Consider the following 25502-nt stretch of genomic DNA (forward strand, 5'->3'; position numbering starts at 1 on the left):
CGCGATGCGCGCCGCGCGCCTCGGGGGTGGCAGGACGCCACATTCGGCCGAGAAAGCCTTGCGCGGCAATACCGCGGTGCAACATGCTGGATGGGTGTCGATGCGCTGCTGCGTCCTGCCGGAGAACACCCATGACCGACCGCTCACAGAACGAGCTCACCGACTGGCATGCCCTGTCGGCCGAGGAGGCCCTTGCGCGTCTCGAGAGTCGCACCGATGGACTGGGCCGCGCGGAGGCCGAGCAGCGGCTGGCTGACCACGGACCTAACCAGCTGCAGCAGGCCGAAGCCCGTCCCTGGTGGAAACGCCTGCTGGAGCAGTTCAACAATATCCTGATGCTGGTGCTGATCGTGGCCGCCATCGCCAGCCTGGGTCTCGGCCACACCCTGGACGCGGCGGCCATCTTCGGCGTGGTGCTGATCATCGCGCTGATCGGCTTCATCCAGGAGGGCAAGGCGGAACAGGCCCTGGAGAGCATTCGCCAGATGCTCTCGCCCCAGGCCAAGGTGCTGCGCGATGGCCGGCGCGAGACCCTGCCCGCCGAGGCGCTGGTGCCGGGTGACATCGTGCTGGTGGAGAGCGGTGACCGCGTGCCGGCCGACCTGCGCCTGATGGAAGCCCGGCGCTTTCGCACCGAGGAGGCCTCGCTGACCGGGGAGTCCACCCCAGTGGACAAGGCCACCAAGGCGGTGGCGGAGGACGCCGACCTGGGTGACCGCACCGGCATGGCCTACGCCAGCACCATCGTGGTCCAGGGCAATGCCCGAGGCCTGGTGGTGGAAACCGGTTCGCGCACCCAGATAGGGCGCATCTCCGAGATGCTGCGTGGCGTGGAGCAGCTCAAGACCCCGCTGCTGCGCCAGATCGACCACGCCGGCCGCGTCCTGGCGATGTTCATCCTGTGCGCCGCGGCACTCACGGCCGGCATTGGCGTGCTGGTCCATGACCAGCCCCTCAGTGAGATGTTCATGGCCGCCGTAGGCCTGGCGGTGGCCGCCATCCCCGAGGGCCTGCCGGCCATCGTCACCATCGGCCTTGCCTTGGGCGTCCAGACCATGGCCAGGCGCAATGCCATCATCCGCCGCTTGCCCGCGGTGGAGACCCTGGGCTCCATCTCGACCATCTTCTCCGACAAGACCGGCACCCTGACCCGCAACGAGATGACCGCCCAGGCCATCTGGCTGCCCGATGGCGAGATCCGCATCGATGGGGTCGGCTTCTCCCCCGAGGGCGACTTCCATGCCGTGCGCGACGGCGAGGCCGAGACGGCGGCACTGGACCTGGATGACCACCATGCCCTGCGCCATTTCCTCAAGGTCGGCGTGCTGTGCAACGACGCCGAGCTGACAGAAGAAGATGGCCGATGGAAGATCCACGGCGATCCCACCGAGGGCGCCCTGGTGGTGGCTGCGGCCAAGGCCGGGCTGTCCACCGGGACGCTGCGCGACGACCACAACCGCCATGACGCCATCCCCTTCGAGTCCGACCGCAAGTACATGGCGACCCTCCACGAGCTGGAGGGGGAGCAGTACCTGCTGGTCAAGGGCGCACCGGACCGCCTGCTGGAGATGTGCCACCGCGTGCGCACCGAGGAGGGGGGCCAGGCTCTGGATGTCGCGACATGGGAAGCGCGCATCCACGACCTCTCCTCGCGCGGCCTGCGGGTGCTGGCCCTGGCCGAGAAGCCGGTCCGGGACGTCCATGAGCTGACCGACGAGCACGCCGAGCAGGAGCTGATGCTGCTCGGGCTCATCGGCCTGCTCGACCCGCCCCGGGAGGAGGCCATCGAGGCGGTGAAGGACTGCCTGGCCGCCGGCATCCGTCCGGTGATGATCACCGGGGATCACGCCGTGACCGCTCAGGCGATCGCCAGACAGCTGGGCTTCGCCCAGACCGACCGCGCCATCAGCGGGCGCGAGATCGAGGCGATGAGCGATGCGGACCTCGAGGCGATCATCCTCGAGGTGGATGTCTATGCCCGCGCCGCCCCGGAGCACAAGCTGCGGCTGGTGCAGGCCATGCAGGCCCGGGGCGGGATCTGCGCCATGACCGGCGACGGCGTGAACGACGGCCCGGCCCTCAAGCGCGCCGACGTCGGCGTGGCGATGGGCATCCAGGGCACCGAGGCCGCCAAGGAGGCCGCCGAGATGGTGCTGGCCGACGACAACTTCGCCACCATCGTCGGGGCCATCCGCGAGGGCCGCAAGGTCTATGACAATATCCGCAAGACCATCACCTTCCTGCTGCCCACCAACGGCGGCCAGGGCCTGGCGATCATGCTGGCGGTACTGGCCGGCACCACCCTGCCGGTGACGCCGCTGCAGGCGCTGTGGGTCAACATGGTGGTGGCGGTGACCCTGGGCCTGGCGCTGGCCTTCGAAGGGGCCGAGAAGGACATCATGCAGCGCCAGCCCCGCGACCCGGACGCCTCGCTGCTCGACCTCTTCCTGCTGTGGCGGGTAGTGTTCGTCTCGCTGCTGCTGCTGGCCGGCGTGTTCGGCATGTTCAGCTGGATCCTCCAGCACGGCGGCAGCGAGATGCTGGCCCGCACCGGCGCGGTCAACATGCTGGTGATTGGCAGCGCCGCCTACCTGATCAACAGCCGCTTCCTGGTCGGCAGCACCCTGTCGCTCTCGGGCATCTTCGGCAGCCGCTCGGTCTGGATCTCGATCGGCCTGATTGTCGCACTGCAGTTGGGCTGGACCTACCTGCCCTTCATGCAGCTGATCTTCGGCAGCGAGGGGCTCTCGGCGGGCCATTGGGGGGTAATCCTGGCCGGCAGCCTGGCCATCTACCTGGTCGTGGAGGCTGAGAAGACGATACTGCGAGGGCGTGGCATGAGCGGCAGCGACAGGCCGCGCGACCATGCCACCAGCCGCGACGAAGCCGAAGCTCGCTGACCCCTCGCTAGCCCCTCACTGCCGCCGCTTGGTGCGGGCGGTGGCCTCGGCGGTCATGGGGTCCTCGGGCCAGGGGTGCCGGGGGTAGCGGCCGCGCATCTCGCGGCGCACCTCCGGGTAGCCGCTGGCCCAGAAGCTGGCCAGGTCGGCGGTCACCTGCAGCGGGCGACGCGCCGGCGAGAGCAGGTGCAGCAGCACCGGTACCCGTCCGTCGGCCACGCGCGGCGAGGCCTGCCAGCCGAAGCACTCCTGCAGCTTTACGGCCAGCACCGGCGGCTTGTCCGCCAGGCACGGCGTGTAATCCAGCCGATGGCTGGCGCCGCTGGGCACCGCCAGGCGCACCGGCGCCAGCCCATCCAGGCGCGAGCGCAGCGCCCAGTCCAGGCTGTCGAGCAGCAGGCGCGCCAGCGGCAGGCGCTCCACCGCGTCCAGTCGGGTGATGCCGTCCAGATGCGGACCCAGCCACTCCTCCAGGGACTCGAGCAGCGCCGTCTCCGACCAGTCGGGCCACTCACTGCCCAGCTTCCGGTGCAGCAGCGCCACCCTCCCCTGCAACTGTCCCAGCTCGTCGCCTGGTGGCAGGCCGCGTCGGCGCAGCGCCTCCAGCAGGGCCGATGTCACCGCCTCCGGCGGCAGCTCGGCCAGCGGCCTGCGCGCCAGCACCACCGCGCCCAGGCCACGCACCTGCTCGCCCACCAGGCGACCCTGGGCGTCGGACCACTCCAGGCTCGCCCGCCACTTGACACACTCGGGGTAGAGCGCCTCCAGCCGGTCAGGCGCCAGCGCCACGGCACGGAAGATGCGTGCCCCGCTGGCCTGGCCGTCGAGCTCGGCGGCCACAAGCAGCTCGGCATGGGCCAGGGGGTGGCTCTCTTGAAGGGTCGCGTGCCCCCCGCTGGCCAGGCGGAATTGCCCCGGCGCCAGCCGCTGGGCGACACGCTCCGGATAGGCCAGCGCCAGCAGCTCGGCCAGTGGGGCCAGGGTGGTCACCCGGAGTACCACACCGGCGATGCGCGCCAGCCGCTGGGCATCGCGTTGCCACTGGCGATGCGCCCGGGGTGCCTTGAGCCGCGCCTGGAGCGCCCGTTCCAGGTCGCGCTCCTCGTCCAGGCCACGCCCTTCGAGCAGCGCCACCAGGGCACAGGCCAGGGGACGGGCCTCGAGCGCGTCGGAGCGCTCCAGCATCACCGCCAGGCGCGGGTGGGTCGGCCAGCGCACGCAGGCACGCCCCAGCGGGGTGAGGAGGTACGCCTCGTCCAGCAGCCCCAGCCGGCGCAGCAGGTCGCGTCCAGCGGCCAGGGCCGCCCCGGGCGGCGGGGTCACCCAGGCGAGCTGGCCCGGGTCCTGAATGCCCCAGCGCGCCAATTCGAAGGCCAGCGGCGCGAGGTCGGCCTGACGGATCTCGGGCTCGCCATGGGGAATGAGCGGCTGCTCCTCGCCCCATAGCCGCACACAGAGGCCAGGGCCCTGGCGGCCGGCGCGGCCACGGCGCTGGTCGGCGCTGGCACGATTGACGCGGCGCGTCTCCAGCCGGGTGAGCCCGCTGCGCGGCTGGAAGACCGGCACCCGCTCCTGGCCGGCATCGATCACCAGCCGCACGCCGTCCACCGTGACACTCGATTCGGCGATGGCGGTGGCCATCACCACCCGACGACGCCCCTCGGGGTCGGGACGCAGGGCGCGCCGCTGGGCGTCGAGGGGCAGGCGACCATGCAATTCCATGACGACCAAGTCCGGCGCCCGCACGGCGAGCTCCCGGGCCAGCCGGCGGATCTCGGCCACCCCGGGCAGGATCACCAGGGCGTCGCCTGCCTGCAGCTCGAGGGCCTCCAGCAGCGCCGTGGCCTGCTGGCGAGGAACATCCTCCCGGCTGCTGAGGGCCCGATGGCGGGTCTCGACCGAAAAGGTCCGTCCGGGACAGTCGATCACCGGCGTCTCGCTGCCCAGCACGCCGAGCAGGGTCTCGACGTCGAGGGTCGCCGACATCACCAGCAGGCGCAGCTCCTCGCGCAGCCCCTGCTGGGCATCGAGGGTCAGTGCCAAGCCCAGGTCCGCCTCCAGGCTACGCTCGTGGAACTCGTCGAAGATCACCCCGGCCACGCCCTCGAGCATCGGGTCCTCCTGGAGCATGCGGGTCAGCACCCCCTGGGTGACCACCTCCAGGCGGGTCGAGGGCCCGACGCGGCTCTCCCCACGCATCCGGTAGCCGACGGTCTCCCCCACCCGCTCGCCGAGCTGTTCGGCCATGAAGCCGGCGGCCAGGCGGGCCGCCACCCGACGGGGCTCCAGCAGCAGCAGCTTTCCCCCCGTGCACCAGAAGGCCTCGAGCAGCGCCAGCGGCACCCGGGTGGTCTTGCCGGCGCCGGGCTCGGCGACCAGCAGGGCGCGCGGGTGTGTCTCGAGGGCATCGAGGATGGCGTCGAGGCGAGAATCGATGGGCAGCGTCATGGCGAGAGCTCAGCCGTCTGGAGCGGCATCCCGGAAGCGCACGCCGCACCCCTTGAGGATCACCCGGGTGAGGAAAGTGGTGATCTCCTCGACGTCGGCATCACTGAGCGCGTCCCGGCCGGTGATGCCCAGAACCTGGGCCTCGAAGTCGGCGTAGTGCTGGGTGGCCGACCAGATCAGGAAGATCAGCCACACCGGGTCGACCGGATCCATCAGCCCACGCTCGGCCCACTGCTCGAGAATCCGCGCCCGGGCCTGGACCCAGTCGCGCAGCTCGCCGTGCAGGTATTCCTGCAGGAAGGGCGCACCGCCGAGAATCTCGGCGGCGAACAGGCGCGATCCCTCCGGATGACGCCGTGACAGCTGCATCTTGCTGCGGATGAAGGCCTCCAGCACCTCCGCGGGGTCATCCTCCACCGAGATATCATCGAGCAGCGCGTTCCAGCGCTCCATCATACGTTCCAGCAGCCGCACGTAGAGGCCGCGCTTGCTGCCCATGTAGTAGAGCACGTTGGACTTGGGCAGGCCGGCCTGCTCGGCAATCGCCTGGAGGCTCGCCCCCCGATAGCCATGCCGGGCGAAGACCCGTTCGGCCGCGGCCAGGATCTCGCGCTCGTTGCGCTGGCGGGTCATCCCGTTGGCCTCGCCCTGCTCTCTCGCCCCACGCTCGGCGGGCGCGCTCTCCTGTGTCATCGGCCACCCCACTGCCCCATGGCGGATCAAAGCCATGGATAGTGCCCCACCCCCGTGCCGGGTGCAAACGGGCTTGCAAAGCGGGCGAATCTGGACCAAGCTGGAATTATCCTGACCGAATGGTCAAGTTATTGCACCCCCTGAACCCAAGCGCTTCCACGCCAACAACAGAGACAAGGCGATGATCGACTTCCTGCTCAACGGGCAGCCCCGCCACTGCGCGGCCACGCCCGACACCAGCGTGCTCGAGCTGCTGCGCGACACGCTCGGCCAGACCGGCACCAAGGAGGGCTGCGCTTCCGGCGATTGCGGCGCCTGCACGGTGGCCATCGGCGAGGCCGGCCCCGCGGGCAGCATTCACTACCACAGCGCCAACGCCTGCATCACCCCGGCCCATCAACTCCAGGGACGAGCGCTGGTCACCGTGGAGGGCCTGGCCCGGGGTGACGCCCTGCACCCTGCCCAGGCGGCCATGGTCGAGTGCCACGGCAGCCAATGCGGCTTCTGCACCCCGGGCATCGTGATGTCGCTGTTCACCCTGCACGAGGAACAGCAGCACTCGCCGGCGCCGCTGACCCCGCAGCGCCTGGAGGCGGCGCTGGGCGGCAACCTCTGCCGCTGCACCGGCTACCGGCCGATCCGCGACGCGGCGCTCTCCATGGGCGACTACCCCCCCGCGCGTCCGGCATGGCTGGAGACGTGCACCGACGCCGCGGCATCGCTCACGTCATCGCCCGTCGAGCGCGATGCCGACAGCGCCTTCGTCCAGCCGGAAAGCCTGGTCGAACTGCTGGACGAACGCACCCGCCACCCCGAGGCGCCCATCGTCGCCGGCGGTACCGACCTCTGGCTCGAGGTCACCCAGCGCCTGGCCCGCTTCCCGCGGGTGGTCGACATTACGCGCGTCGCCGAGCTCCAGGCCATCGAGGCGGCCACGCTGGACGACGGCCGCGAGGGCTGGTGGATCGGTGGCGGCGTGACCTACTCGCGCCTGGAACCGCTGCTCGAGGAACACCATGAGGCCTTCGCCCACCTGCTGCATCGCCTGGGCTCGGCCCAGGTGCGCAACCGCGGCACCCTGGGCGGTAACATCGCCAACGCCTCCCCGATCGGCGACACCCCCCCGGTGCTGCTGGCCCTGGGCTCCCGGCTGTGGCTGGCCGGCCCGGAGGGCGAGCGCGAGTTGCCGCTCGACGACTTCTTCCTCGACTACAAGCAGACTGCCCTGGGCGAGGGCGAGGTGATCCGGGCAATCTTCCTGCCACGTCCCGAGGAGGGTCGACACCTCAAGGTCTGGAAGCTGTCCAAGCGTCGTGAGGACGACATTTCCGCCGTACTCGGCGCCTTCGGCTGGCGCCGGGAGGATGGCCTGCTGCGCGACGTCCGCCTCGCCTTCGGGGGCATGGCGGCGACGCCGAAACGGGCCTTTGCGGCCGAGGCCGCCCTCGAGGGCCAGGCGCCGTCACCCGCCGCCTTCCAGGCCGCCCGGCTGGCGCTGGCACAGGATTTCCAGCCCATGAGCGACGTGCGTGGCAGTTCCCATTACCGTCGACTCTCCGCCGCCAACCTGCTCGAACGCCTGCGTCTGGTCATGGCACAGGAGACGACCGACTCTCCCCGGGAGGTGATGCTCCATGCGTACGCTCACTAAGCTTGACGTTCCGTCCAGGGATACAACCGATCTCGATGACGCCACGACACGAGTGCGGGAAGAGCAGCAGGGTCGCATCAAGGGCGACGGCCCCCTCGCTCGGGAAACGGAACCCCGCGAGACCGAACCCACCGCGACGCGCGGGAGCGCCGGCAGCGCCAGCCCCCACGAAAGTGCGGTCAAGCATGTCACCGGACGCGCCGCCTATATCGACGATATCGCCGCCCCCGCCGATGCCCTCCACCTGGCCCTGGGGCTCTCGCCGGTGGCCCACGGCCGCCTGACCCGCCTCGACCTCGAGGCGGTGCGCAGCCTGCCCGGCGTGGTGGACGTGATCGCCTTCCCCGACGTGCCCGGCCACACCGATATCGGCCCGGTCTTCCCGGGCGACCCGATCTTCGTCGAGGACGAGATCAGCTATGCCGGCCAGGTGCTCTTCGCCGTGGCGGCCGAGACCCACCGCGCCGCCCGGGAAGCCGTAAGCGCCGCCTGGGCCGAGGGGAGAGTCGAGATCGACGAGCAGACCGCCAGCCTCGACCCGGTGGCCGCCGCCGAGCGCGGCGAGTTCGTGCGCCCGACCCATGTCCAGCAGAGCGGCGAGTGGGAGCGCTCCCTCGCGTCGGCGGCCCATGTCATTACGGGCGAGCAGTTCGTCGGCGGCCAGGAGCACTTCTACCTGGAGGGCCAGGCCTGCGTGGTCCAGCCCACCGAGGACGAGGGGGTGATCGTCCATACCTCCAACCAGCATCCCAGCGAGACCCAGAAGCTGGTCGCCGAGGTGCTGGGCATCCCCTTCCACGCGGTGACCGTGGAGGTGCGTCGCATGGGCGGCGGCTTCGGGGGCAAGGAGACCCAGGCCTCGCCCTGGGCCTGCATCGCCGCGCTGGTGGCCCGGCGCACCGGCCGCACCACCCGCCTGCGCCTGCCCCGCGCCGAGGACATGCGCGTCACCGGCAAGCGCCATCCCTTCCATAATCGCTACCGGCTGGGCGTGGATGAGGCCGGCGTGATCCAGGGCGGCGAGCTTACCCTGATCGGCGACTGCGGCTACTCCCCGGACCTCTCCGATGCCATCGTCGACCGTGCGATGTTCCACGCCGACAACGCCTACTCCCTGGGCGAGGCGAGGGTCACCGGGCATCGGGCGCGCACCCACACCGCCTCCAACACCGCCTTTCGCGGCTTCGGCGGCCCCCAGGGCATGATGGTGATCGAGGCGGCGATGGATGATATCGCCAGACGCCTCGGCGAGGACCCGCTGACGATCCGCAAGCGCAATCTCTATCGCCCCGGACGCGAGACTACTCACTACGGCCAGACCGTGGAGCAGGTCGCCCTGCTTCACCATGTCGTCGAGCGGCTGGAGGCCGACAGCGACTACTGGGCACGCCGCCGGGAAATCACCGATTTCAACGCTCAGAGCCCGGTCATTCGCCGTGGCCTGGCGCTGACGCCGGTGAAGTTCGGCATCTCCTTCACCGCCAAGCACCTCAACCAGGCCGGCGCCCTGCTGCACGTCTATACCGACGGCAGCGTGATGATCAATCACGGCGGCACCGAGATGGGCCAGGGCCTGCACACCAAGATCTGCCAGGTGGTGGCCCGCGAGCTCGCCCTCGACCTGGAGACGGTACGCATCACCGCCACGCGCACCGACAAGGTGCCCAACACCTCGCCCACCGCCGCCTCCAGCGGCGCCGACCTCAACGGCATGGCCGCCCGCGACGCCTGCCTCAGCCTCAAGGCGCGACTGTTCGACTTCGCCAGCGAGCACTATGCCCTGGACCGCGAGGGCATGCGCCTCGAAGCCGGCGCCCTGGTGGCCGGCACCGGAGAGAGCGAGCGACGCATTCCCTGGGGGGAGCTGGTCCAGGCCGCCTACCTCGGGCGGGTATCGCTCTCCGAGAAGGGCTTCTATGCCACCCCGTTGATCCACTACGACCGCATGACCGGCCAGGGGCGGCCCTTCTACTACTTCGCCCATGGCGCGGCCGTCGCCGAGGTCAGCGTCGACACCCTGACCGGCGAGTACCAAGTGGACCGGGTCGACATCCTGCATGACGTGGGCGACTCCCTGAACCCGGCCATCGACATCGGCCAGGTGGAGGGCGGCTTCATCCAGGGCATGGGCTGGTTGACCAGCGAGGAGCTCAGGTGGAACGACGGTGGCCAGCTGATCTCCGACGGCCCGGCCACCTACAAGATCCCCACCTACGGCGACCTGCCACCGGTGTTCAACGTCGAGCTGCTCCAGGGCCATCCCAACTCCATGGCCAGCATCTACCGCTCCAAGGCGGTGGGCGAGCCGCCCTTCATGCTCGGTATCTCGGTGTGGGCGGCGCTGCGCGATGCCCTCTCGAGCCTTGCCGACTATCGCGAGGCACCACGGCTCGATACCCCGGCCACGCCGGAGCGGGTGCTGATGGCCGCCGAGGCGCTGCGCTCGCGTCACGCCCCCTGGCCACCTGCTGCGGGTGAACCCGAATGACCGCCGAGGATAGCCGGGACACGCGCCCCGAGAGCTGGCATGCCGCCCTGCACCGCCTGCAGCGCGAAGGCCTGCCACACGTTCTGGCCACCCAGGTGACCAGTGCCGGTTCCACGCCCCGGGAACCTGGGGCACGCATGGTGATCACCGCCGATGCGGTATTCGACACCCTGGGCGGGGGCACCTTCGAGTGGCAGACCATCGCGGCGGCCCGCCGGCGCCTGGCGGGCCCCGATGGAAAGGCCGAGGCCGGAATGAGCCTGGAGGCCTTCAGCCTGGGCGGCCGCAGCGGCCAGTGCTGCGGCGGTTTCGTCAACGTGCTGCTCGAGGTGTTCCCGGGCAGCACCGCGACGCTGGCGCTCTTCGGCGCCGGTCATGTGGGCCGGGAACTGGTTCGCCTGGCCGCGCCGCTGCCCTGGCGGGTACTGTGGCACGACAGCCGGGACGACGCCTTCCCCGCCTGGTCGGACGACCAGCCGCGCCTCGCCTGTCGCCATGCCCCCGACCCGGCCGCCGCCGTGGCCGCCCTGCCGGCCGGGGCCCACGCGCTGGTGCTGACCCACGATCACACCGAGGACCGCGCCCTGGTGGATGCCCTGCTCGCCCGCGGCGATATGGCGTCGCTGGGCCTGATCGGCTCGCGCAGCAAGTGGGCCAGTTTCCGCCGCCGGCTGCACGACGCCGGTCACGGCGAGGAGGCCCTGGCACGCGTCCGCTGCCCCATCGGCACCGCCGCGGGCGGGACCGGGGGCGACAAGACCCCCTACGCCATCGCCATCGCCGCCATCGCCGAGCTGCTGCCGCGGGTCGAGTCGCCCGCGCGAGGCGATCAGCGCGGCCTCGACCCGGCCAAGCTGCGACATAGCATCACCGACCATTCCACGTAAGCGCTTTGCTTGCAACGCGATAACTCTGGCGCCAACCGCGCGGCAAGCCGGAACGCCGGACCGAGCGCTCCCACGAAGAACGATGAGCCCTGACGAGATGACCAACAACGACTCGCGCGTGCTGCGCGCCGAACTGCTGAGCTTCGATGCCGACCCCGGCGAGGACGATGCTCCCGCCGAGGGCAGCGTGTGCCATATCGTGGATGGCGGCATCTGGATCGAGAACGGCCGCATTCACGCGGTGGACGACTATGCGCGCCTGGCCCCCGAGCTGCCCGAGGGCATCGAGGTGATCGATCACCGGGGGAAATTGATCACTCCCGGCTTCATCGACAGCCATGTGCACTACGTGCAGCTGGAGATCATGGCCTCGTACGGCCGTCAGTTGCTGGACTGGCTCAACGACTACACCTTCCCCGAGGAGTGCCGCTTCGCGGCGCGGGCGCATGCCGAGGCGCTGTCTGAGGCCTTCCTCGACGAGATGCTGAGGGTCGGTACCACCACCGCCCAGGTGTTCTGCTCGAGCCACCCGATCTCCGTCGACGCCTTCTTCTCCGCCAGCCGCCAGCGCGACCTGCGCATGCTGGCCGGCAAGGTGCTGATGGACCGCCATGCCCCTGACGCGCTCTGCGACGACACCTTGGGCGGCATCCGCGACACCGAGCGGCTGATCGGCGACTGGCACGGCAAGGGGCGGCTGGGCTACAGCCTGACCCCGCGCTTCGCCCCCACCTCCAGCCGGGCGCAGCTCGACGCCACCGGCGGACTGATGCGCAACGACGCGAGCCTCTGGCTGCAGACCCACCTGGCCGAGAACACCGGCGAGCTGGACTGGGTGGCGGCGCTCTTTCCCGGCAGCCGCGACTACCTCGCGGTCTACGAGCAGTCGGGCCTGGTCGGACCGCGCAGCACCTTCGCCCACGGCATCCACCTGGACCAGGCGATGCGCGCCAGGCTGGCCGAGCGAGGCGCGAACCTCGCCTTCTGCCCGAGCTCCAATCTCTTCCTCGGCAGCGGCCTGTTCGACCGGCTGGCGGCCCGCGAGATGGCCCTCAACATCACCTACGCCAGCGACGTGGGCGGCGGCACCGACCTCTCCGGCCTGGCCACCCTCAAGGCCGCCTACCAGGTGGGCCAGCTGCGCGGCCAGCCGCTCACCGCTTGGCAGGGGTTCTACGGGCTGACGCTGGGCAACGCCCGGGCGCTGTCGCTGGACGGGCACATCGGGCGTCTCGCCCCGGGCATGGAGGCCGACCTGGTGGTGCTCGACCCGGCCGCCACGCCCCTGCTGGCAAGGCGAACGGCCCGCAGCCGTTCGCTTTCCGAGACGCTCTTCGCGCTGATGATGCTGGGCGACGACCGCAGCGTGGCCGAAACCTGGGCCGGCGGGCGCCTGCAGCACCGGCGCGCTGCCTGACAAGCGAGGGGCGCCCTACCGACGATGGATGGCGGCATCCAGCAGCCGGAAGAGCACCAGGGCGGCCAGCGCCGCCGCGGCCAGGGACGGCAGCCGGTAGTCCGCACGGGTAAGGATCCAGACATGGGTGACGCCGAGCGCCGCCGCCACATAGACCAGCCGGTGCAGCCAGTGCCAGGCGGTATGGCCCATCGCCTGCTGCGCCCGGCGAAAGGAGGTCAGCGCCAGGGGCACCAGCAGCAGCAGCGCCGCGACGCCATAGCGCACATAGGGCAGGTCCCGCATGTCGTGCCAGATCCAGGGCCAGTCCCAGTACTGCTCCAGACCCATCCAGGCCAGCAGATGGGCGAGGAGCCAGGCGAAGGCCCAGAGCCCGATCTGACGGCGGGCGATCATGATGCCCACCCAGCCGGTCAGGCGGAAGGCGGGACTGAAGGCGATGGTGGTCAGCAGCAGGATCAGGCCGGTGCGGCCGGTAATGTGCACCACGGCCTCCTCGGGCACCACCCCGAGATCGCCATGCCACCACTGCCAGGCCAGCCAGAACGCCGGGAGCAGCCCGGCAACCAGCACCAGCAGGCGAAAGGCGAGAATGCGTCCTGCGGGTGTGAGCATGCCATCGCCCCCGGTGTCAGAAATTCTCCTGCAGGTCCATCCCGGCGTAGAGCTCGGCGACCTCGTCGGCGTAGCCGTTGAACATCAGCGTCTCGCGCTTGCCGTGCTCGCCGATGCGCCGCTCGCGGGCCTGGCTCCAGCGCGGGTGGTCGACCTCGGGATTGACGTTGGCGAAGAAGCCGTACTCTGAAGGATTCTGCTCCATCCAGGCGCTGGTGGGCCGCTCCTCCGTCAGGGTGATGCGCACCACCGACTTGATGCTCTTGAAGCCGTACTTCCAGGGCACCACCAGGCGGATCGGCGCGCCATTCTGGTTCGGCATCACCTCGCCGTACATGCCCACCGCCATCAGTGTCAGCGGATGCATCGCCTCGTCGATGCGCAGTACCTCGCGATAGGGCCAGTCGAGGATCGAGCTCCTCTGGCCCCGCAGGTTGTCCGGATCATGAATCGACTCGAAGCGCACGTACCTTGCCCGCGACGTCGGCGCATGGCGCTTGAGCAGGTCCGCCAGCGGGAAGCCGATCCAGGGGATCACCATCGACCACGCCTCGACGCAGCGCAGACGATAGATGCGCTCTTCCAAGGTTTCCCGCACGAGCACTTCCTCCAACGCCAGGGTACCGGGCGTGTCCACCTCGCCGTCAACGGTCAGCGACCAGGGGTCGGTGACCAGCTGGTGGGCATAGACCTCGGGGTCGCTCTTGCGGGTGCCGAGCTCGTAGAAGTTGTTGTAGGAGGTGGCGTCGTCACGCGGCGTCAGGGCCTCGTCGCCGGCCAAGTCGCGGCTGGGCAGCCCCTCCGCCAGGCGCCCCTCGAGATCATCTCGCCAGGCGCGGGCATTCTTGGGAAACAGCATCCCGCCGGGCAGCATGGCCGCCGCACCCAGGGCGGTACCTCCCTTGAGCAGGCGGCGGCGCTGGCGGAACACCTCGCGTGGCGTGACCTCGGACTCGGGAATGGCAAGATAGCGATAGCGGGTCATGGTGGTTCATCGGCTGGAGGGATGTCCTGCCAGCGTCCCTCAGGAAAAGCATGGCGGTCCAGCGACGCGACGCTATCGGGTCGATTTCTTGATGCAGGTCAATCAACCCCCTTACCTGACTGCCGCGCTTGGTTGATTGCCGGCAAGATAACTGCCTAACTCGCTGATATAAGCTTAAGCGCCGATTAGCGGCACGCCTGGATCACCGCCACCGGGATTACCAAGAAGAAGGGGAACTGACATGCATCACAAGCACCTGCTGGCCTCGGCCATCGCCCTGGGCTCCGCCATGGCCATTGTCGCGCCCGCCGTGGCCGACGACGGCCTCGGCGACTACCGCGACCGTTTCGAGCCGCTGCCGCACCTGCCACCGATTCCGGCGGACAACTCCCTCTCCCCGGAGAAGGTGGAACTCGGCAACATGCTATTTTTCGAGCCGCGCATCTCGTCGAGCGGCGTGATCAGCTGTGCCACCTGCCACAATCCGGCGCTGGGCTGGAGCGACCGCATCCCGCGCGCCACCGGCCACGATGGCCAGATCGGCGAGCGCAATACGCCCACGGTGCTCAACTCCGGCTTTCTGGAGTCGCAGTTCTGGGACGGTCGCGAGCCGGACCTGGAAGGCCAGGCCCTCGGCCCGATCGAGGCCGACGTCGAGATGGCCATGGATCTGGAGCAGGCTCTCGAGCGCCTTGACGGGTTCGATATCTATCAGCAGCGCTTCGCCGAGGCCTATCCGGACGACGAGGAGCCGATCAACGCCGACAACCTGGCCCACGCCCTGGCCAGCTTCCAGCGCACTCTGAATACCCCGGATTCGCCCTTCGACCGCTATCTCAGGGGCGACCAGGATGCCCTCACCGAGCAGGAGAAGGACGGCATGGTGGCCTTCGTGGACAACGGCTGTATCGCCTGCCACCGCGGCCCCAACCTGAGCGACAGTCAGTTCCATCGTATCCAGGTCCCGGGCTCCACCGACGTGGGCCGCTTCGATGTCACCGGCGAGGAGAGCGACCGTCACAAGTTCCGCACCCCGACCCTGCGCAATGTCGCGGTCACCTACCCGTACATGAACAACGGCGCCACCGAGACCCTGGAAGAGGCCGTGGCCATCATGGGCCAGGAGATGCTCGGCCAGGACTTCGAGGAGGCCACCATCGACGACATCACCGCCTTCCTTCACACCCTGACCGGCGAGATGCCCGACTTCGAGGTTCCCGCCCTGCCCTGACCCAGGCCACCGCCTGTTCGACGCGAACCCCGGTCATGCCGGGGTTCTCTGGTTTTCGTCCGCTAAGGGCCTAGACGGCCACCCGGGCCCGGTTGCGCCCCTCGGCCTTGGCCTGATAGAGCGCCTCGTCGGCCCGCTTCAACAGGCTGTCGAGATCCTCACCGGGCACGGCCAGGCAGGCCCCCACGCTGATGGTGACCGCTGTGCCGTCCACCTCGGTCGAGGCGACCGCCTGGCGCAGGCGCTCGGCCACCCGGGTCAGGGTCGACTCGTCGCAGGGCGAGAGCAGCACCAGGAACTCGTCGCCTCCCCAGCGCGAGGCCCGGTCGTAGGGACGCAGCCCGAGCCGCAGCGCCTCGGCGACGCGCACCAGGGCCTGATCCCCTGCCGCATGGCCGAGGCCATCATTAAGCTCCTTGAAACGGTCGAGGTCCAGCCAGATCAGCCCGAAGTGACTCCCCTCTCGTGAGGCCCGCAGGATCTGCTCCTCCAGCCACTGCTGCATGCCACGCCGATTCATGAGGCCGGTCAGCACATCGCGGATGGCCACCGCCTCGAGCTCCTGTGTCCGCTCGCGGACCCGCTCCTCGAGGTCGCGGGTGTGGCGCTGGATGGCCTCGGCCATGGAATGGAAGTGGTGCATCAGCCGGCCCATCTCACCCCGCCCCCGGGGCAGTTCGGAGGGCGGCATGCCCCCCTCCTTGACCCGCTGCATGGCGGCTTCCAGGGCCGCGATGGGCGCCAGCAGCTGACGACGCAGTGCCAGATGGAAGACCAGCAGGGTGACCAGCAGGGTCAGCACGAACACCACCGCCACCGGCGTGAAGCCGTCCAGCGGCATCAGGGCATCAAGGTCGAGCAGCGTCACCTCGAACCAGCCGAGGGCCGGCAGGAAGGCCAGGCCGGCGAGGTGGCGCTTGCCCTCCACGGTCACGAACTCGGTACGCACGCTCGGTTGCTGGTCCGGGGCGTCACGCAGCTCGCGCATCATGTCGGACAGCGCCTCGGCATCGCGGGGCAGGTCCACCAGCAGGTCCAGGGTGCGCTTCTGCCCCTCCGGCTTGACGAAACTGGCATAGTCGATGAGACGACGGTCGCGATAGAGCTGGATGGCGCCGTTGTAGTCGACGAACAGGGTGGTGATGCCGGGCTGCTGGATATCCACGATCTCCCGGAGGAAGGCCTCGAGCTCCATGCCGGTGCCCACCACCCCGAGGATCTCGCCGTCGCCATCCCGCATCAGGACATCGATCCACAGCTTGGTGACCCCGAGTTCCACGTCCGGATTGACGTTGAGGTGGAAGTCTCGCTCCTCCTCGATCAGGCGATAGAACCAGGCGTCTGACGGTCGATCCGGCCGCAGCCGATAGCGCTGGCGCGCCTGTGCGAACTCGTTGGCGGCGTTGTTGTGGTAGTACCCGCCATTCTTCGTCAGGGCGACGAAGTAGCTGTTGTCGCTGAAGTTGCGACGGAAGCTTTCCATCTCCGCGAAGGCCTGGGCCTCGAGCGCCGGATCGTCGGGGTCTCGCGCCCAGCGCTGCAGCACGATGGAGTCGGCCATCTGGCGCGCCAGGGCAATCTCCCGCTCCAGGGGCTGCAGCAGGCGACCGCTGTCGTACTGCACCTGGATGGCCGCGACACGCTCGCCCCAGTGCTCGATGATGCCCTCGGTGATGCGGTGGAAGACGGTCCAGGCGGCCGCCGACGCCACGAGCACGAGGCAGGCGGCCAGCAGCAGGAAACGGGTCTTAAGGCTCAAGAACGGCTCTCCCCGATCGGCCCGATGGCAGGATGAGACCCCTTCTTTTACACGATATTACAGACCGTTGCACGACAGCCCATCAACGCTGGGCCGACCGGATGTCGACGACGGCATGGCCCACCACGGCCCACTCGGTGCGGGGTGGCCATCAGGCGCCTAGAGGCAGTCCGCCAGCTGGCGATGCAGGTCGAGGCGGCGCGTCTCACTGATGAAGGCGGCCTCGATGGCGGTACCGGCCAGCTGGATGAAGATCTCCTTCGACCAGTCGAAGGCATCGGCGCAGGCCTCGAAGTTGGCCAGCATGCCGCCGCCGAAATAAGCCGGGTCGTCGGAATTGAGGGTCAGGCGCAGGCCGGCGTCGAGCAGCTGCGGCAGGGGATGGTCGGTTATCCGCTCGACGACCCGCAGGCGCACATTGGAGAGCGGACAGACGGTGAGCACCACACCCTCGTCCCGCAGCCGGGCCACCAGTTCCGGGTCTTCCAGGCAGCGCACGCCATGGTCGATGCGACAGACATCCAGCAGGTCGAGGGCCTCCCGGATGTACGCGGGTGGCCCCTCCTCCCCGGCATGGGCGACCCGGGGAATGCCGAGCTGTCGGGCTCGCTCGAACACCTCGACGAACTTCGCCGGGGGGTTGCCACGCTCGGCGCTGTCCAGCCCCACGGCGTCGAGCATCTCCCAGTAGGGTGCCGCACTCTCCATCACTGCCATCGCCTCCTCGGCCGGGCGGTCGCGCAGGAACGCCATGATCAGTGCCGTGGACATGCCCAGCTCGCGCTGTGCCCGGCGTCGCGCCAGGGAGAGCCCCTCCATCACCACCGCCAGCTCGATGCCGCGCACCAGATGGGCCTGGGGATCGAAGTGCATCTCGACGTGCACCACCCCCTCGGCGCTGGCACGGCGAAAGTAGTCCATGGCGAGATCATGGAAGTCCTCGGCGGTGCGCAGCACGCTCATGCCCCGGTAGTACAGGTCGAGGAAGGACTGCAGGTCGGAGAAGTCATAGGCCGCCCGGACCTCCTCCACGGAGGCATAGGGCAGGCTGACACCGTTGCGATCGGCCAGGGAGAACATCAGCTCGGGCTCCAGCGAGCCCTCGATATGCAGATGGAGTTCCGCCTTGGGCAGGCGCTTGAGGAAATCACGCATGGCACACCTCGTCCGGGGGAGTCATCGGGCTCATCCTGAAACATCCTGACCATTCGTGCAAAGGCGACCATCGCGCAGGGTCAGGCAGTGGTCGATGCCGGGCGGGTCGACGGCGTCGCCGAGCTGGTGCACCAGGTAGATGACGGTGCGCCCCGCCAGCCAGGCGTCGAGGCGGGCCGCCAGTCGTGCCGCAGTGCCAGCGTCGAGCCCGGCGAAGGGTTCATCGAGCACCACCAGGTCCGGTTCGCGCAGCAGCAGCCGGGCCAGGGCCAGGCGCCGGGCCTGGCCGCCGGACAGCCGCCGGCCGCCCTCCCCCACCCGGGTGTCGAGGCCCCGGGACAGGGCCCCGGCCCAGTCGGCGAGCTCCACCATCGCCAGCACCTGCCACAGCCGTGCCTCGCCCGCCTCGGGGTCGGCCAGGCGCAGGTTGGCGGCCAGGGTATCGTCGAACAGGTCCGTCTGCTGCGTCAGCAGGGCCATGCGAGAGGTCAATGCCGATTCGGGCCACGCCTCCAGCGCCACGCCAGCCAGCCGTACCTCGCCCGTTTCAGGCCTGATCTGTCGCGTCAGCACCCCGGCCACGCTCGACTTGCCCGCCCCGGATACCCCGCACAGGGCCAGCCGCTCACCGGGTCTCAGGTCAAGGCCGACCTCGGCCAGGGCCGGCACCAGGGCATCCGCATGGGTCAGGGTCACATCCGCAAGGGTCACCGACAGCGCTCCCGCGGGCAGCCGTGCAGGCGAGCCCGCCGTGGTCACGCTCCCTCGCTGCGCTTCCAGTGCGTTGAGGCGCTCGGCGGCGCCCCGCGTGGCCCCCAGCCAGGTGAAGGCGGCGGCCAGCGGGGCCAGTGCCTCGCTGATGGCCAGTACCGCCAGCGGCATCATCACGGTCAGCGGCCCGGACAGCAGACCGGTACTCCAGGCCTGGGCCGCAAGCCAGAGGGCCAGGAGCATCGACAGGCCCACGACCAGCGACGTCGATGCATTGCCCAGCGCCACGCATTGCCCCAGGCGACGCTGGTCCCGATAGAGGCGCGCCTCGATGGCGACTATTTGCGCACGGTGATCCGCCAGGCTGCCATACGCCTCCAGCTCCGCCAGGCCCTGGACCTGCTCGATGAGTCGCCCCCGGAGCCGCTCCAGATCGACGACCTGGCGACGACTCGTGGCCATGCCCAGGCGGGCCTGGCCCGCGGTCAGCCAGAGCCATCCCATCAGCAGCAGCGCCCCGGTCGCCACACCGACCCGCGGCGACCAGAGGGCCAGGAATCCGGCCAGTCCGAGGATCGCCAGCAGCGCCACCAGCGCCGGGGCGAGGAGGCGCAGATAGAGACTGTCGAGGGTGTCGATATCCGCCGTCAGGCGGTTGAGCCAGTCGCTGGCGCGCCGTCGCGACAGGGCGTGGGCGTCGAGGCCGGAAAGCACGGCGAACAGATGTGAACGCAGGTCGGCGAGCAGTCGCAGCACGGTATCGTGGTTGTACAGTCGCTCCACGTAACGCGACACCGTGCGGGTCACCGCGAAGAAGCGGATCCCGCCACCGGGAACATACACATCAAGGGTCGCGGAGATGCCCGCCGCCAGGAGCAGGCCAGTCAACGCCGTCGCCGTGATGAACCACCCCGAGAGGGCCAGCAGGCCGATGGCCGACACCAGGGTCAGCCCCATCAGCAGGGCGCCCAGGATCAGCCGGCGGCGACGCAGCCCGAGCTGGGAAAGCCAGGGGCGCAGGGTGCGCCAGAGCGAGGCGTCATGGGGTGGCAAAGCGGCTAGCCTCCTGCGCCATTGCCCCGGCCTCGAGCGACAGGCGGTGACTCGCCAGCGCCATCAGGGCGGGATGATGGGTGGCGATGACCAGTGCCCTCCCCTCATCGGCCAGCCCCTGAAACGCCTCGACAAGATAGCCCTCGGTCTCGGCGTCCAGGCTGGCCGTGGGCTCGTCGAGCAACACCAATGGGGCGCGGGAGAGGAAGACCCTGGCCAGGGCCAGCCGCTGCGCCTGGCCCCCGGAGAGGCCGACACCACGCTCGCCGAGGGGAGTCTCCAGCCCGTGGGGCAGCGCCGCCAGCAGCTCGCCGAGGCCCGCCCGGGCCAGCGCACCGCGCATCTCGGCCTCGCCGGCGTCGGGCGCCGCCAGCCACAGGTTGTCCGCCAGGCTGCCCTGAATCAGCAGCGGGCGCTGGTCCATCCAGGCCAGGCCGAGACCCTCGGCCACGCGAATGTTGCCGCTGGCGGGGGCGACGAAGCCGGCCAGCAGTTGCAGGAGGGTGGACTTGCCGACGCCCGACGGCCCGGTGACAACCACCACGTCGCCTGCGGCCAGCGTCAGGTTGACGGGTCCCAGCACTCGGCCGCGCCCGGGATACTCGACGCTGGCGGCCTCGAGCTCGACCAGCACATCCCGCAAGGGCGCCGGGACGGCCGTGCCCGGCAGGCGCCCGGCATCGGGGACCTCGTTAAGCATGGCCACCAGTCCCTCGGCGGCCCCCAGCGCCGCCGCCCGATCATGGTAGTGCTGGGAGAGGCTGCGCAGCGGCTGGAAGAATTCCGGTGCCAGCAGCAGCACCAGCAGGCCGCTGAAGAGGGTCAGCTCCTCTGCGGGGCCATAGGTGATGTAGCCCAGCAGGCCGAAGCCCACGTAGATCGCCACCACGGCGATCGCCACCGAGGCGAAGAACTCCAGCACCGCCGAGGAGAGAAACGCCAGGCGCAGGGTCCGCATGCTGCGCTGCCGGTAGTCATCGGCGGCGGCATGTACCTCGCGGGTGGCCTGGGCGGTGCGGCCGAACAGCTGGAGCGTGGTGATGCCCCGCACGCGGTCGATGAAGTGGCCCGAGAGTCGCGCCACGGCGGCGAACTGCTCCCGGTTGAGCCGCTCTGCCCCCATCCCGACCAGGGCCATGAACAACGGGATCAACGGCGCCGAGATCATCAGGAAGATGGCCGCCAGCCAGTCCAGCCACAGCACCACCAGCAGGACCACCAGCGGCACCAGCACCGCCAGGCGCAGCTGCGGCTGGAACCGAGCGAAGTAACCGTCCAGGGCCTCCACCTGCTCCACCAGCTGGCTGGCAAGGGATGCGCTGTGCCGCGACGCCAGCCTGACCGGTCCCAGTCGCGCCAGGTGATCGAGCAGCGCGCGCCGGGCACGCTGGCGAATCCGCAGGCTCGCCGCCTGGGCCAGGGTTTCCTGCAGATAGAGCGCCAGGGCGCGCAGCGCCAGCATGGCCAGCATCCCCGCCAGCAACGGCAGGAGCTCGGCCAGCGTTGCGCCGTCGACGAGCAGGCGGCTGATTAACCGGGCCAGCAGCACCAGCTGCGCGATGGTCAAGAGACCGGCCGAGGTACCCGCCAGGACGGCGAGACGCAGCCGCCGGCGTTCGCCGGCGGCCAGGTCCGTCAGATAGCGGCGCGCGGTCAGCTCGCCTGACGCCGCGTCGGGCGCGTCGGGCGCGTCCATCGGCTCAGTGGTACCCCTCGCCGGGTCGCACCTTGCCGCGGAACACCCAGTAGGTCCAGGCGGTATAGGCCAGCACGATGGGGATCACGAAGAGGACCCCGATCAGCAGGAAGAGCTGCGAGCCCGGATCCGAGGCGGCATCCCAGATCGTGTAGTCGGGCGGCACGATCACCGGCCACTTGCTCACCACCAGTCCGAGGTAGGTGAAGAGGAACAGGCCCAGGGTGGCGATGAAGGGCTGCCCCTCCCGGCGCTGGCTGACGGCACGCCATAGCAGTGCGGCACAGACCAGCGCCAGCACCGGGAAGACCCAGATCAGGTGCAGGTGGCCGAACCAGCGCTCGCGAACCCCGGCATCGACGAACGGGGTCCAGACGCTGATGATCGCGAACACCCCCAGCACCGCCAGCAGCAGGCGCGGTGCGAGCCGGTAGGCCCAGGCCTGGACCGTCCCCTCGGTCTTCATGATCAGCCAGGTGGCGCCGAGCAGGGCATAGCCCGCCATCAGCCCCAGGCCGGTGAGCACGCTGAAGGGCGTCAGCCAGTCCAGCGGCCCCCCCACGTAGACGAAGTCCTCCACGGCGAAGCCCTGGATGTAGGCGCCTACCACCACGCCCTGGGCGAAGGACGCCACGGCGGAACCCCAGCAGAAGGCGCGGTTCCACCAGCGACGGTTGCGGTGGGACTTGAAGCGGAACTCGAAGGCGATGCCGCGGAAGATCAGGCCGGCCAGCATCAGGAAGACCCCGATGTAGAGCGCCGGCAGGAACACCGAGTAGACCAGCGGGAAGGCCCCCAGCAGGCCCGCCCCACCGAGCACCAGCCAGGTCTCGTTACCGTCCCAGACGGGGGCCACCGAGTTCATCATCAGGTCACGCGATTCCTCGTCCGGGGCGAAGGGAAAGAGGATCCCCACGCCCAGGTCGAAGCCGTCCATCAGCACGTACATGATCACCCCGAAACCGATGATCAGGGCCCAGATCAGTGTCAGGTCGAACGCTTCCATGGCTCAGCTCCTTCCCGGTTGGCGAGAGGCGTCCTCGAAGGTCGCATGGGCGGCGGAGAGCGGCCGCATGGGCCGGTGGACCTCCCCCTCCACGGTATCGCGGTGCATCTCGGGCAGCATGCCCTGGCGCACCACCCGGGTCAGGTAGTAGATACCGGCCCAGAACACCACCGCATAGACGGCGATGTAGCCGACCAGGGTGAACAGCGCCATGCCACCGGTGAGCGACGGGGTCAGTCCCTCGGCATGGGTCATCATGCCGTAGACCAGCCAGGGCGCCCGGCCGGTCTCGGTGACGAACCAGCCCGCCAGCACCGCGATGAAGGGCGTCACGGTCATCACCCGCATCAGCTGCAGGAAGCCGCGATGCTCGAAGACCCGCCCGCCGCGGCGCAGCCAGAGCCCCGCCAGGGCGACGGCGATCATGGCCAGGCCGATGCCCACCATCACCCGGAAGGACCAGAACACCAGCCAGACCGGCGGCTGCTCCTCGGGCGGCACCTCGCTGATGCCGGGCACCTCGCCGTCGGCGTGGTGCGTCAGGATCAGGCTGGCGAGGCTCGGGATGCCGACCTCGAAGCGATTCTCCTGTGCCTCCTGATCAGGCCAGGCGAAGAGCAGCAGCGGCACGTTGGTGCTGCGCTCCCAGTTGCCCTCCATGGCGGCGACCTTGGTCGGCTGGTGCTCCAGGGTGTTGAGGCCATGGAAGTCCCCCAGCACGGCCTGGGCCGGCGTCAGGACCAGCAGCAGCCACAGACACATGGAGAGGGCCTTGCGATTGGCCTCCACGTCGCGCCGGATGAGCAGGTACCAGGCGCTGACACCGGCCACCACGAAGCCCCCGGTCAGGAAGGAGGCCACCACCATGTGCCAGAAGCGATACCAGAAGGAGGGATTGAAGATCGCCTCGCTCCAGGAGGTGACGTGAAAGCGGCCATCGATCAGCTCGACGCCGGCCGGGGTCTGCATCCAGCTGTTGGCCGAGAGGATCCAGAACGAGGAGATGAAGGTACCCGTGGCCACCATGATGGCGGCGAAGAGATGGACGCCCTGGGGCACCTTGCCACGCCCGAAGAGCAGCACCCCGAGGAAGGCGGCCTCGAGGAAGAAGGCCGTGACCACCTCGTAGCTGAGCACCGGGCCGAGGAAGTTCGAGGCCGCCTGGGAGAAGTTGCTCCAGTTGGTACCGAACTGGAAGGACATGACGATGCCCGACACCACCCCCATGCCGAATACCACGGCGAAGACCCGGGTCCAGAACAGGGCCAGACGGTCCCATGCCGGATTCTCGGTCTTGAAGAAGAGGCCGTTGAGCAGGGCAATATAGGACGCCAGACCGATGGTGAACACCGGGAAGATGGCGTGGAAGGCGACCACGAAGGCGAACTGCAGTCGAGACAGCAGCAGGGGATCCAGTTCCATCACGCACTCCTGATTGCTGCGGAGACGGGGCTCCACAAAGACAGCGTCGTCAAGGGATGCGCACGGCACTCACCGGTGCTCTTGTACTTGAGGCCGCCAAGCTCATGGCGCCTTGCCGCATTCCTCCTCACCCATGCCCAGCCTAGACCAGTCTGATGGCAACGCCGTCATGGCGTGTCATGACATCGGAAGACATACCCCTATCACCAGGCACGCCACCTATCCTGCGCCCACCAGCCGTCCCTGGCCACCTTGGGAGCTGTGTCGCAGTGTCGCAGCAGGGGAACACTTTCGCGCCGGGCTCACCCCGCCATGCCGCCCCGGATGACCATGCTGACCATGTAGGCGGTATAGCCGAGGAACATGGCCAGCAAGGCCGCGCCCTCGGCCCGGTTGATGCGGCCCTCGCGGCCACGCCAGCCCATGGCGAAGACCGTCATCATCACCGTCATGGCCATCATCAGGCTCCAGTCGCGCAGCAGCACCTCGCGGCCGGCCTCGATGGGCGCGATCAGCCCGGCCAGGCCCACCACGCCCAGGGTGTTGAAGAGGTTGGAGCCCACCACGTTGCCCAGCACCAGGTCATGCTCGCGGCGACGCAGGGCACTGATCGAGGAGGCCAGCTCCGGCAGCGAGGTGCCCACCGCCACCACGGTCAACCCGATCACCAGGTCGCTGACGCCGAACCCCTGGGCGATGGCCACCGCGCCCCATACCAGGATGCGCGAGCTGACCACCAGCAGCACCAGGCCGATGCCCGTCCAGACGAGCCCGGCCCGAAGCGACATTGGGTGGACCGCCAGGCTCTCCTCGGTGTCGCTGGAGAGGGGATCGCTGCCGTCGCGAAGCCCCAGATAGATGGAGACGCCGATGAAAACGGCCAGCAGTCCCAGCAGCAGGAGCGCCTCCAGGCGACCGATCACGCCGCCCCACAGCAGCAGGGCGGAGAGCAGGGTGACGCCGCCCAGTACCGGCAGCTCGCGACGCACCACCCCGGAGTGCACCGCCAGCGGCGAGATCAACGCCACCAGGCCCAGGATCAGGCCCATGTTGGCGATGTTGGAGCCATAGGCATTGCCCAGCGCCAGGCCGGGGTTGCCCTGGCTGGCCGCCAGGGCGGAGACCACCAGCTCCGGGGCCGAGGTACCGAAGCCGATCACCAGCATGCCGATCAGCAGCGGTGACAGCCCCAGCCGGGCAGAGGTCGCCGCCGCCCCACCGACGAAGCGCTCGGCGCTCCATACCAGCAGGACCAGGCCTGCCAAGACCGCCAGGGCGGGAAGTAACATGTCGTCTCCTCGGGAACATTCAGGGTCGCATGTTTGTATATGGTGTCGCTTACGTCAACGTGCCACACTGGCTTTTCCGATATCTGACGGCACGAG

Annotated in this window: 17 protein-coding genes; 6 read left to right on the forward strand and 11 right to left on the reverse strand. The window is 69.4% G+C overall.

What is annotated here, in order from left to right; translation table 11 throughout:
* The first annotated feature begins 131 nt into the window (after nucleotides 1-131).
* On the forward strand, nucleotides 132-2900 hold the full coding sequence (locus tag QLQ83_RS13940) for a cation-translocating P-type ATPase (protein ID WP_282736114.1): 2769 nt from the start codon (nucleotides 132-134) through the stop codon (nucleotides 2898-2900).
* Between the two features lie 15 nt (nucleotides 2901-2915).
* Here the strand turns inward: QLQ83_RS13940 and hrpB are convergent, their stop codons facing one another.
* On the reverse strand, nucleotides 2916-5348 hold the full coding sequence (hrpB, locus tag QLQ83_RS13945) for an ATP-dependent helicase HrpB (RefSeq protein WP_282736115.1): 2433 nt from the start codon (nucleotides 5346-5348) through the stop codon (nucleotides 2916-2918).
* Between the two features lie 9 nt (nucleotides 5349-5357).
* A complete protein-coding gene (locus tag QLQ83_RS13950; RefSeq protein WP_407650048.1) occupies nucleotides 5358-6041 on the reverse strand; it encodes a TetR/AcrR family transcriptional regulator in 684 nt (227 codons plus the stop codon).
* A 181-nt stretch (nucleotides 6042-6222) separates the two neighbouring features.
* Between QLQ83_RS13950 and xdhA the strand changes: the two genes are divergently transcribed.
* The 4 genes from xdhA (at nucleotide 6223) to guaD (ending at nucleotide 12484) form a co-directional block, all read left to right on the forward strand.
* Nucleotides 6223-7692 (forward strand): xanthine dehydrogenase small subunit, encoded by a 1470-nt coding sequence (gene xdhA / locus QLQ83_RS13955; protein ID WP_282736116.1) that lies wholly within the window; start codon nucleotides 6223-6225, stop codon nucleotides 7690-7692.
* Nucleotides 7676-10180, forward strand: coding sequence for a xanthine dehydrogenase molybdopterin binding subunit (gene xdhB, locus QLQ83_RS13960; RefSeq protein ID WP_282736117.1), 2505 nt, complete (start codon nucleotides 7676-7678; stop codon nucleotides 10178-10180). The genes xdhA and xdhB overlap by 17 nt, the downstream gene beginning before the upstream one ends.
* On the forward strand, nucleotides 10177-11067 hold the full coding sequence (xdhC, locus tag QLQ83_RS13965; protein WP_282736118.1) for a xanthine dehydrogenase accessory protein XdhC: 891 nt from the start codon (nucleotides 10177-10179) through the stop codon (nucleotides 11065-11067). The genes xdhB and xdhC overlap by 4 nt, the downstream gene beginning before the upstream one ends.
* 97 nt (nucleotides 11068-11164) lie before the next feature.
* Nucleotides 11165-12484, forward strand: a complete 1320-nt coding sequence (gene guaD, locus QLQ83_RS13970) for a guanine deaminase (protein WP_282736166.1) — start codon at nucleotides 11165-11167, stop codon at nucleotides 12482-12484.
* A 15-nt stretch (nucleotides 12485-12499) separates the two neighbouring features.
* Here the strand turns inward: guaD and QLQ83_RS13975 are convergent, their stop codons facing one another.
* Complete coding sequence (locus tag QLQ83_RS13975; RefSeq protein ID WP_282736119.1) at nucleotides 12500-13099, reverse strand: protein-methionine-sulfoxide reductase heme-binding subunit MsrQ; 600 nt, start codon at nucleotides 13097-13099, stop codon at nucleotides 12500-12502.
* A gap of 16 nt (nucleotides 13100-13115) precedes the next feature.
* The gene (msrP, locus tag QLQ83_RS13980) at nucleotides 13116-14084 is read right to left on the reverse strand and encodes a protein-methionine-sulfoxide reductase catalytic subunit MsrP (RefSeq protein WP_282736120.1); all 969 of its coding nucleotides are present in this window, start codon (nucleotides 14082-14084) and stop codon (nucleotides 13116-13118) included.
* Nucleotides 14085-14373: 289 nt separating this feature from the next.
* Here msrP and QLQ83_RS13985 point away from each other — a divergent pair, with 289 nt between their 5' ends.
* Entirely contained in the window at nucleotides 14374-15315 is a 942-nt protein-coding gene (locus tag QLQ83_RS13985) for a cytochrome-c peroxidase (RefSeq protein ID WP_282736167.1), read from the forward strand.
* A 70-nt stretch (nucleotides 15316-15385) separates the two neighbouring features.
* Here the strand turns inward: QLQ83_RS13985 and QLQ83_RS13990 are convergent, their stop codons facing one another.
* From QLQ83_RS13990 to QLQ83_RS14020, 7 genes are all read right to left on the reverse strand, one after another.
* On the reverse strand, nucleotides 15386-17074 hold the full coding sequence (locus QLQ83_RS13990) for a GGDEF domain-containing protein (protein WP_282736121.1): 1689 nt from the start codon (nucleotides 17072-17074) through the stop codon (nucleotides 15386-15388).
* Nucleotides 17075-17233: 159 nt separating this feature from the next.
* Nucleotides 17234-18229: an adenosine deaminase gene (locus QLQ83_RS13995; protein ID WP_282736122.1), complete on the reverse strand. Its 996-nt coding sequence runs from the start codon at nucleotides 18227-18229 to the stop codon at nucleotides 17234-17236.
* A gap of 30 nt (nucleotides 18230-18259) precedes the next feature.
* Nucleotides 18260-19993 carry a thiol reductant ABC exporter subunit CydC gene (cydC, locus tag QLQ83_RS14000; protein WP_282736123.1) on the reverse strand — a complete coding sequence of 578 codons (1734 nt, stop codon included), beginning with the start codon at nucleotides 19991-19993 and terminating at the stop codon, nucleotides 18260-18262.
* Nucleotides 19980-21689 carry a thiol reductant ABC exporter subunit CydD gene (gene cydD, locus QLQ83_RS14005; RefSeq protein WP_282736124.1) on the reverse strand — a complete coding sequence of 570 codons (1710 nt, stop codon included), beginning with the start codon at nucleotides 21687-21689 and terminating at the stop codon, nucleotides 19980-19982. Before cydD ends, cydC begins: the two co-directional genes overlap by 14 nt.
* 4 nt (nucleotides 21690-21693) lie before the next feature.
* The gene (cydB, locus tag QLQ83_RS14010) at nucleotides 21694-22695 is read right to left on the reverse strand and encodes a cytochrome d ubiquinol oxidase subunit II (RefSeq protein WP_282736125.1); all 1002 of its coding nucleotides are present in this window, start codon (nucleotides 22693-22695) and stop codon (nucleotides 21694-21696) included.
* A 3-nt stretch (nucleotides 22696-22698) separates the two neighbouring features.
* Complete coding sequence (locus tag QLQ83_RS14015; protein ID WP_282736126.1) at nucleotides 22699-24117, reverse strand: cytochrome ubiquinol oxidase subunit I; 1419 nt, start codon at nucleotides 24115-24117, stop codon at nucleotides 22699-22701.
* A gap of 302 nt (nucleotides 24118-24419) precedes the next feature.
* A complete protein-coding gene (locus QLQ83_RS14020; protein WP_282736127.1) occupies nucleotides 24420-25406 on the reverse strand; it encodes a calcium/sodium antiporter in 987 nt (328 codons plus the stop codon).
* Nucleotides 25407-25502 lie beyond the last annotated feature (96 nt).

It is taken from the genome of Halomonas rhizosphaerae (genome assembly GCF_030010555.1).
GTDB classification, from domain to species: domain Bacteria; phylum Pseudomonadota; class Gammaproteobacteria; order Pseudomonadales; family Halomonadaceae; genus Halomonas; species Halomonas rhizosphaerae.

Bases quoted from the DNA above. Each gene is read 5' to 3' on its own strand.
- QLQ83_RS13995 (WP_282736122.1), bottom strand. From the start codon at position 18,229: ATGCGTGATTTCCTCAAGCGCCTGCCCAAGGCGGAACTCCATCTGCAT.
- QLQ83_RS14020 (WP_282736127.1), bottom strand. From the start codon at position 25,406: ATGTTACTTCCCGCCCTGGCGGTCTTGGCAGGCCTGGTCCTGCTGGTA.
- xdhC (WP_282736118.1), top strand. From the start codon at position 10,177: ATGACCGCCGAGGATAGCCGGGACACGCGCCCCGAGAGCTGGCATGCC.
- hrpB (WP_282736115.1), bottom strand. From the start codon at position 5,348: ATGACGCTGCCCATCGATTCTCGCCTCGACGCCATCCTCGATGCCCTC.
- cydB (WP_282736125.1), bottom strand. From the start codon at position 22,695: ATGGAAGCGTTCGACCTGACACTGATCTGGGCCCTGATCATCGGTTTC.
- QLQ83_RS13985 (WP_282736167.1), top strand. From the start codon at position 14,374: ATGGCCATTGTCGCGCCCGCCGTGGCCGACGACGGCCTCGGCGACTAC.
- QLQ83_RS13975 (WP_282736119.1), bottom strand. From the start codon at position 13,099: ATGCTCACACCCGCAGGACGCATTCTCGCCTTTCGCCTGCTGGTGCTG.
- guaD (WP_282736166.1), top strand. From the start codon at position 11,165: ATGACCAACAACGACTCGCGCGTGCTGCGCGCCGAACTGCTGAGCTTC.
- msrP (WP_282736120.1), bottom strand. From the start codon at position 14,084: ATGACCCGCTATCGCTATCTTGCCATTCCCGAGTCCGAGGTCACGCCA.
- xdhA (WP_282736116.1), top strand. From the start codon at position 6,223: ATGATCGACTTCCTGCTCAACGGGCAGCCCCGCCACTGCGCGGCCACG.
- xdhB (WP_282736117.1), top strand. From the start codon at position 7,676: ATGCGTACGCTCACTAAGCTTGACGTTCCGTCCAGGGATACAACCGAT.
- QLQ83_RS14015 (WP_282736126.1), bottom strand. From the start codon at position 24,117: ATGGAACTGGATCCCCTGCTGCTGTCTCGACTGCAGTTCGCCTTCGTG.
- QLQ83_RS13940 (WP_282736114.1), top strand. From the start codon at position 132: ATGACCGACCGCTCACAGAACGAGCTCACCGACTGGCATGCCCTGTCG.
- cydD (WP_282736124.1), bottom strand. From the start codon at position 21,689: ATGGACGCGCCCGACGCGCCCGACGCGGCGTCAGGCGAGCTGACCGCG.
- QLQ83_RS13950 (WP_407650048.1), bottom strand. From the start codon at position 6,041: ATGACACAGGAGAGCGCGCCCGCCGAGCGTGGGGCGAGAGAGCAGGGC.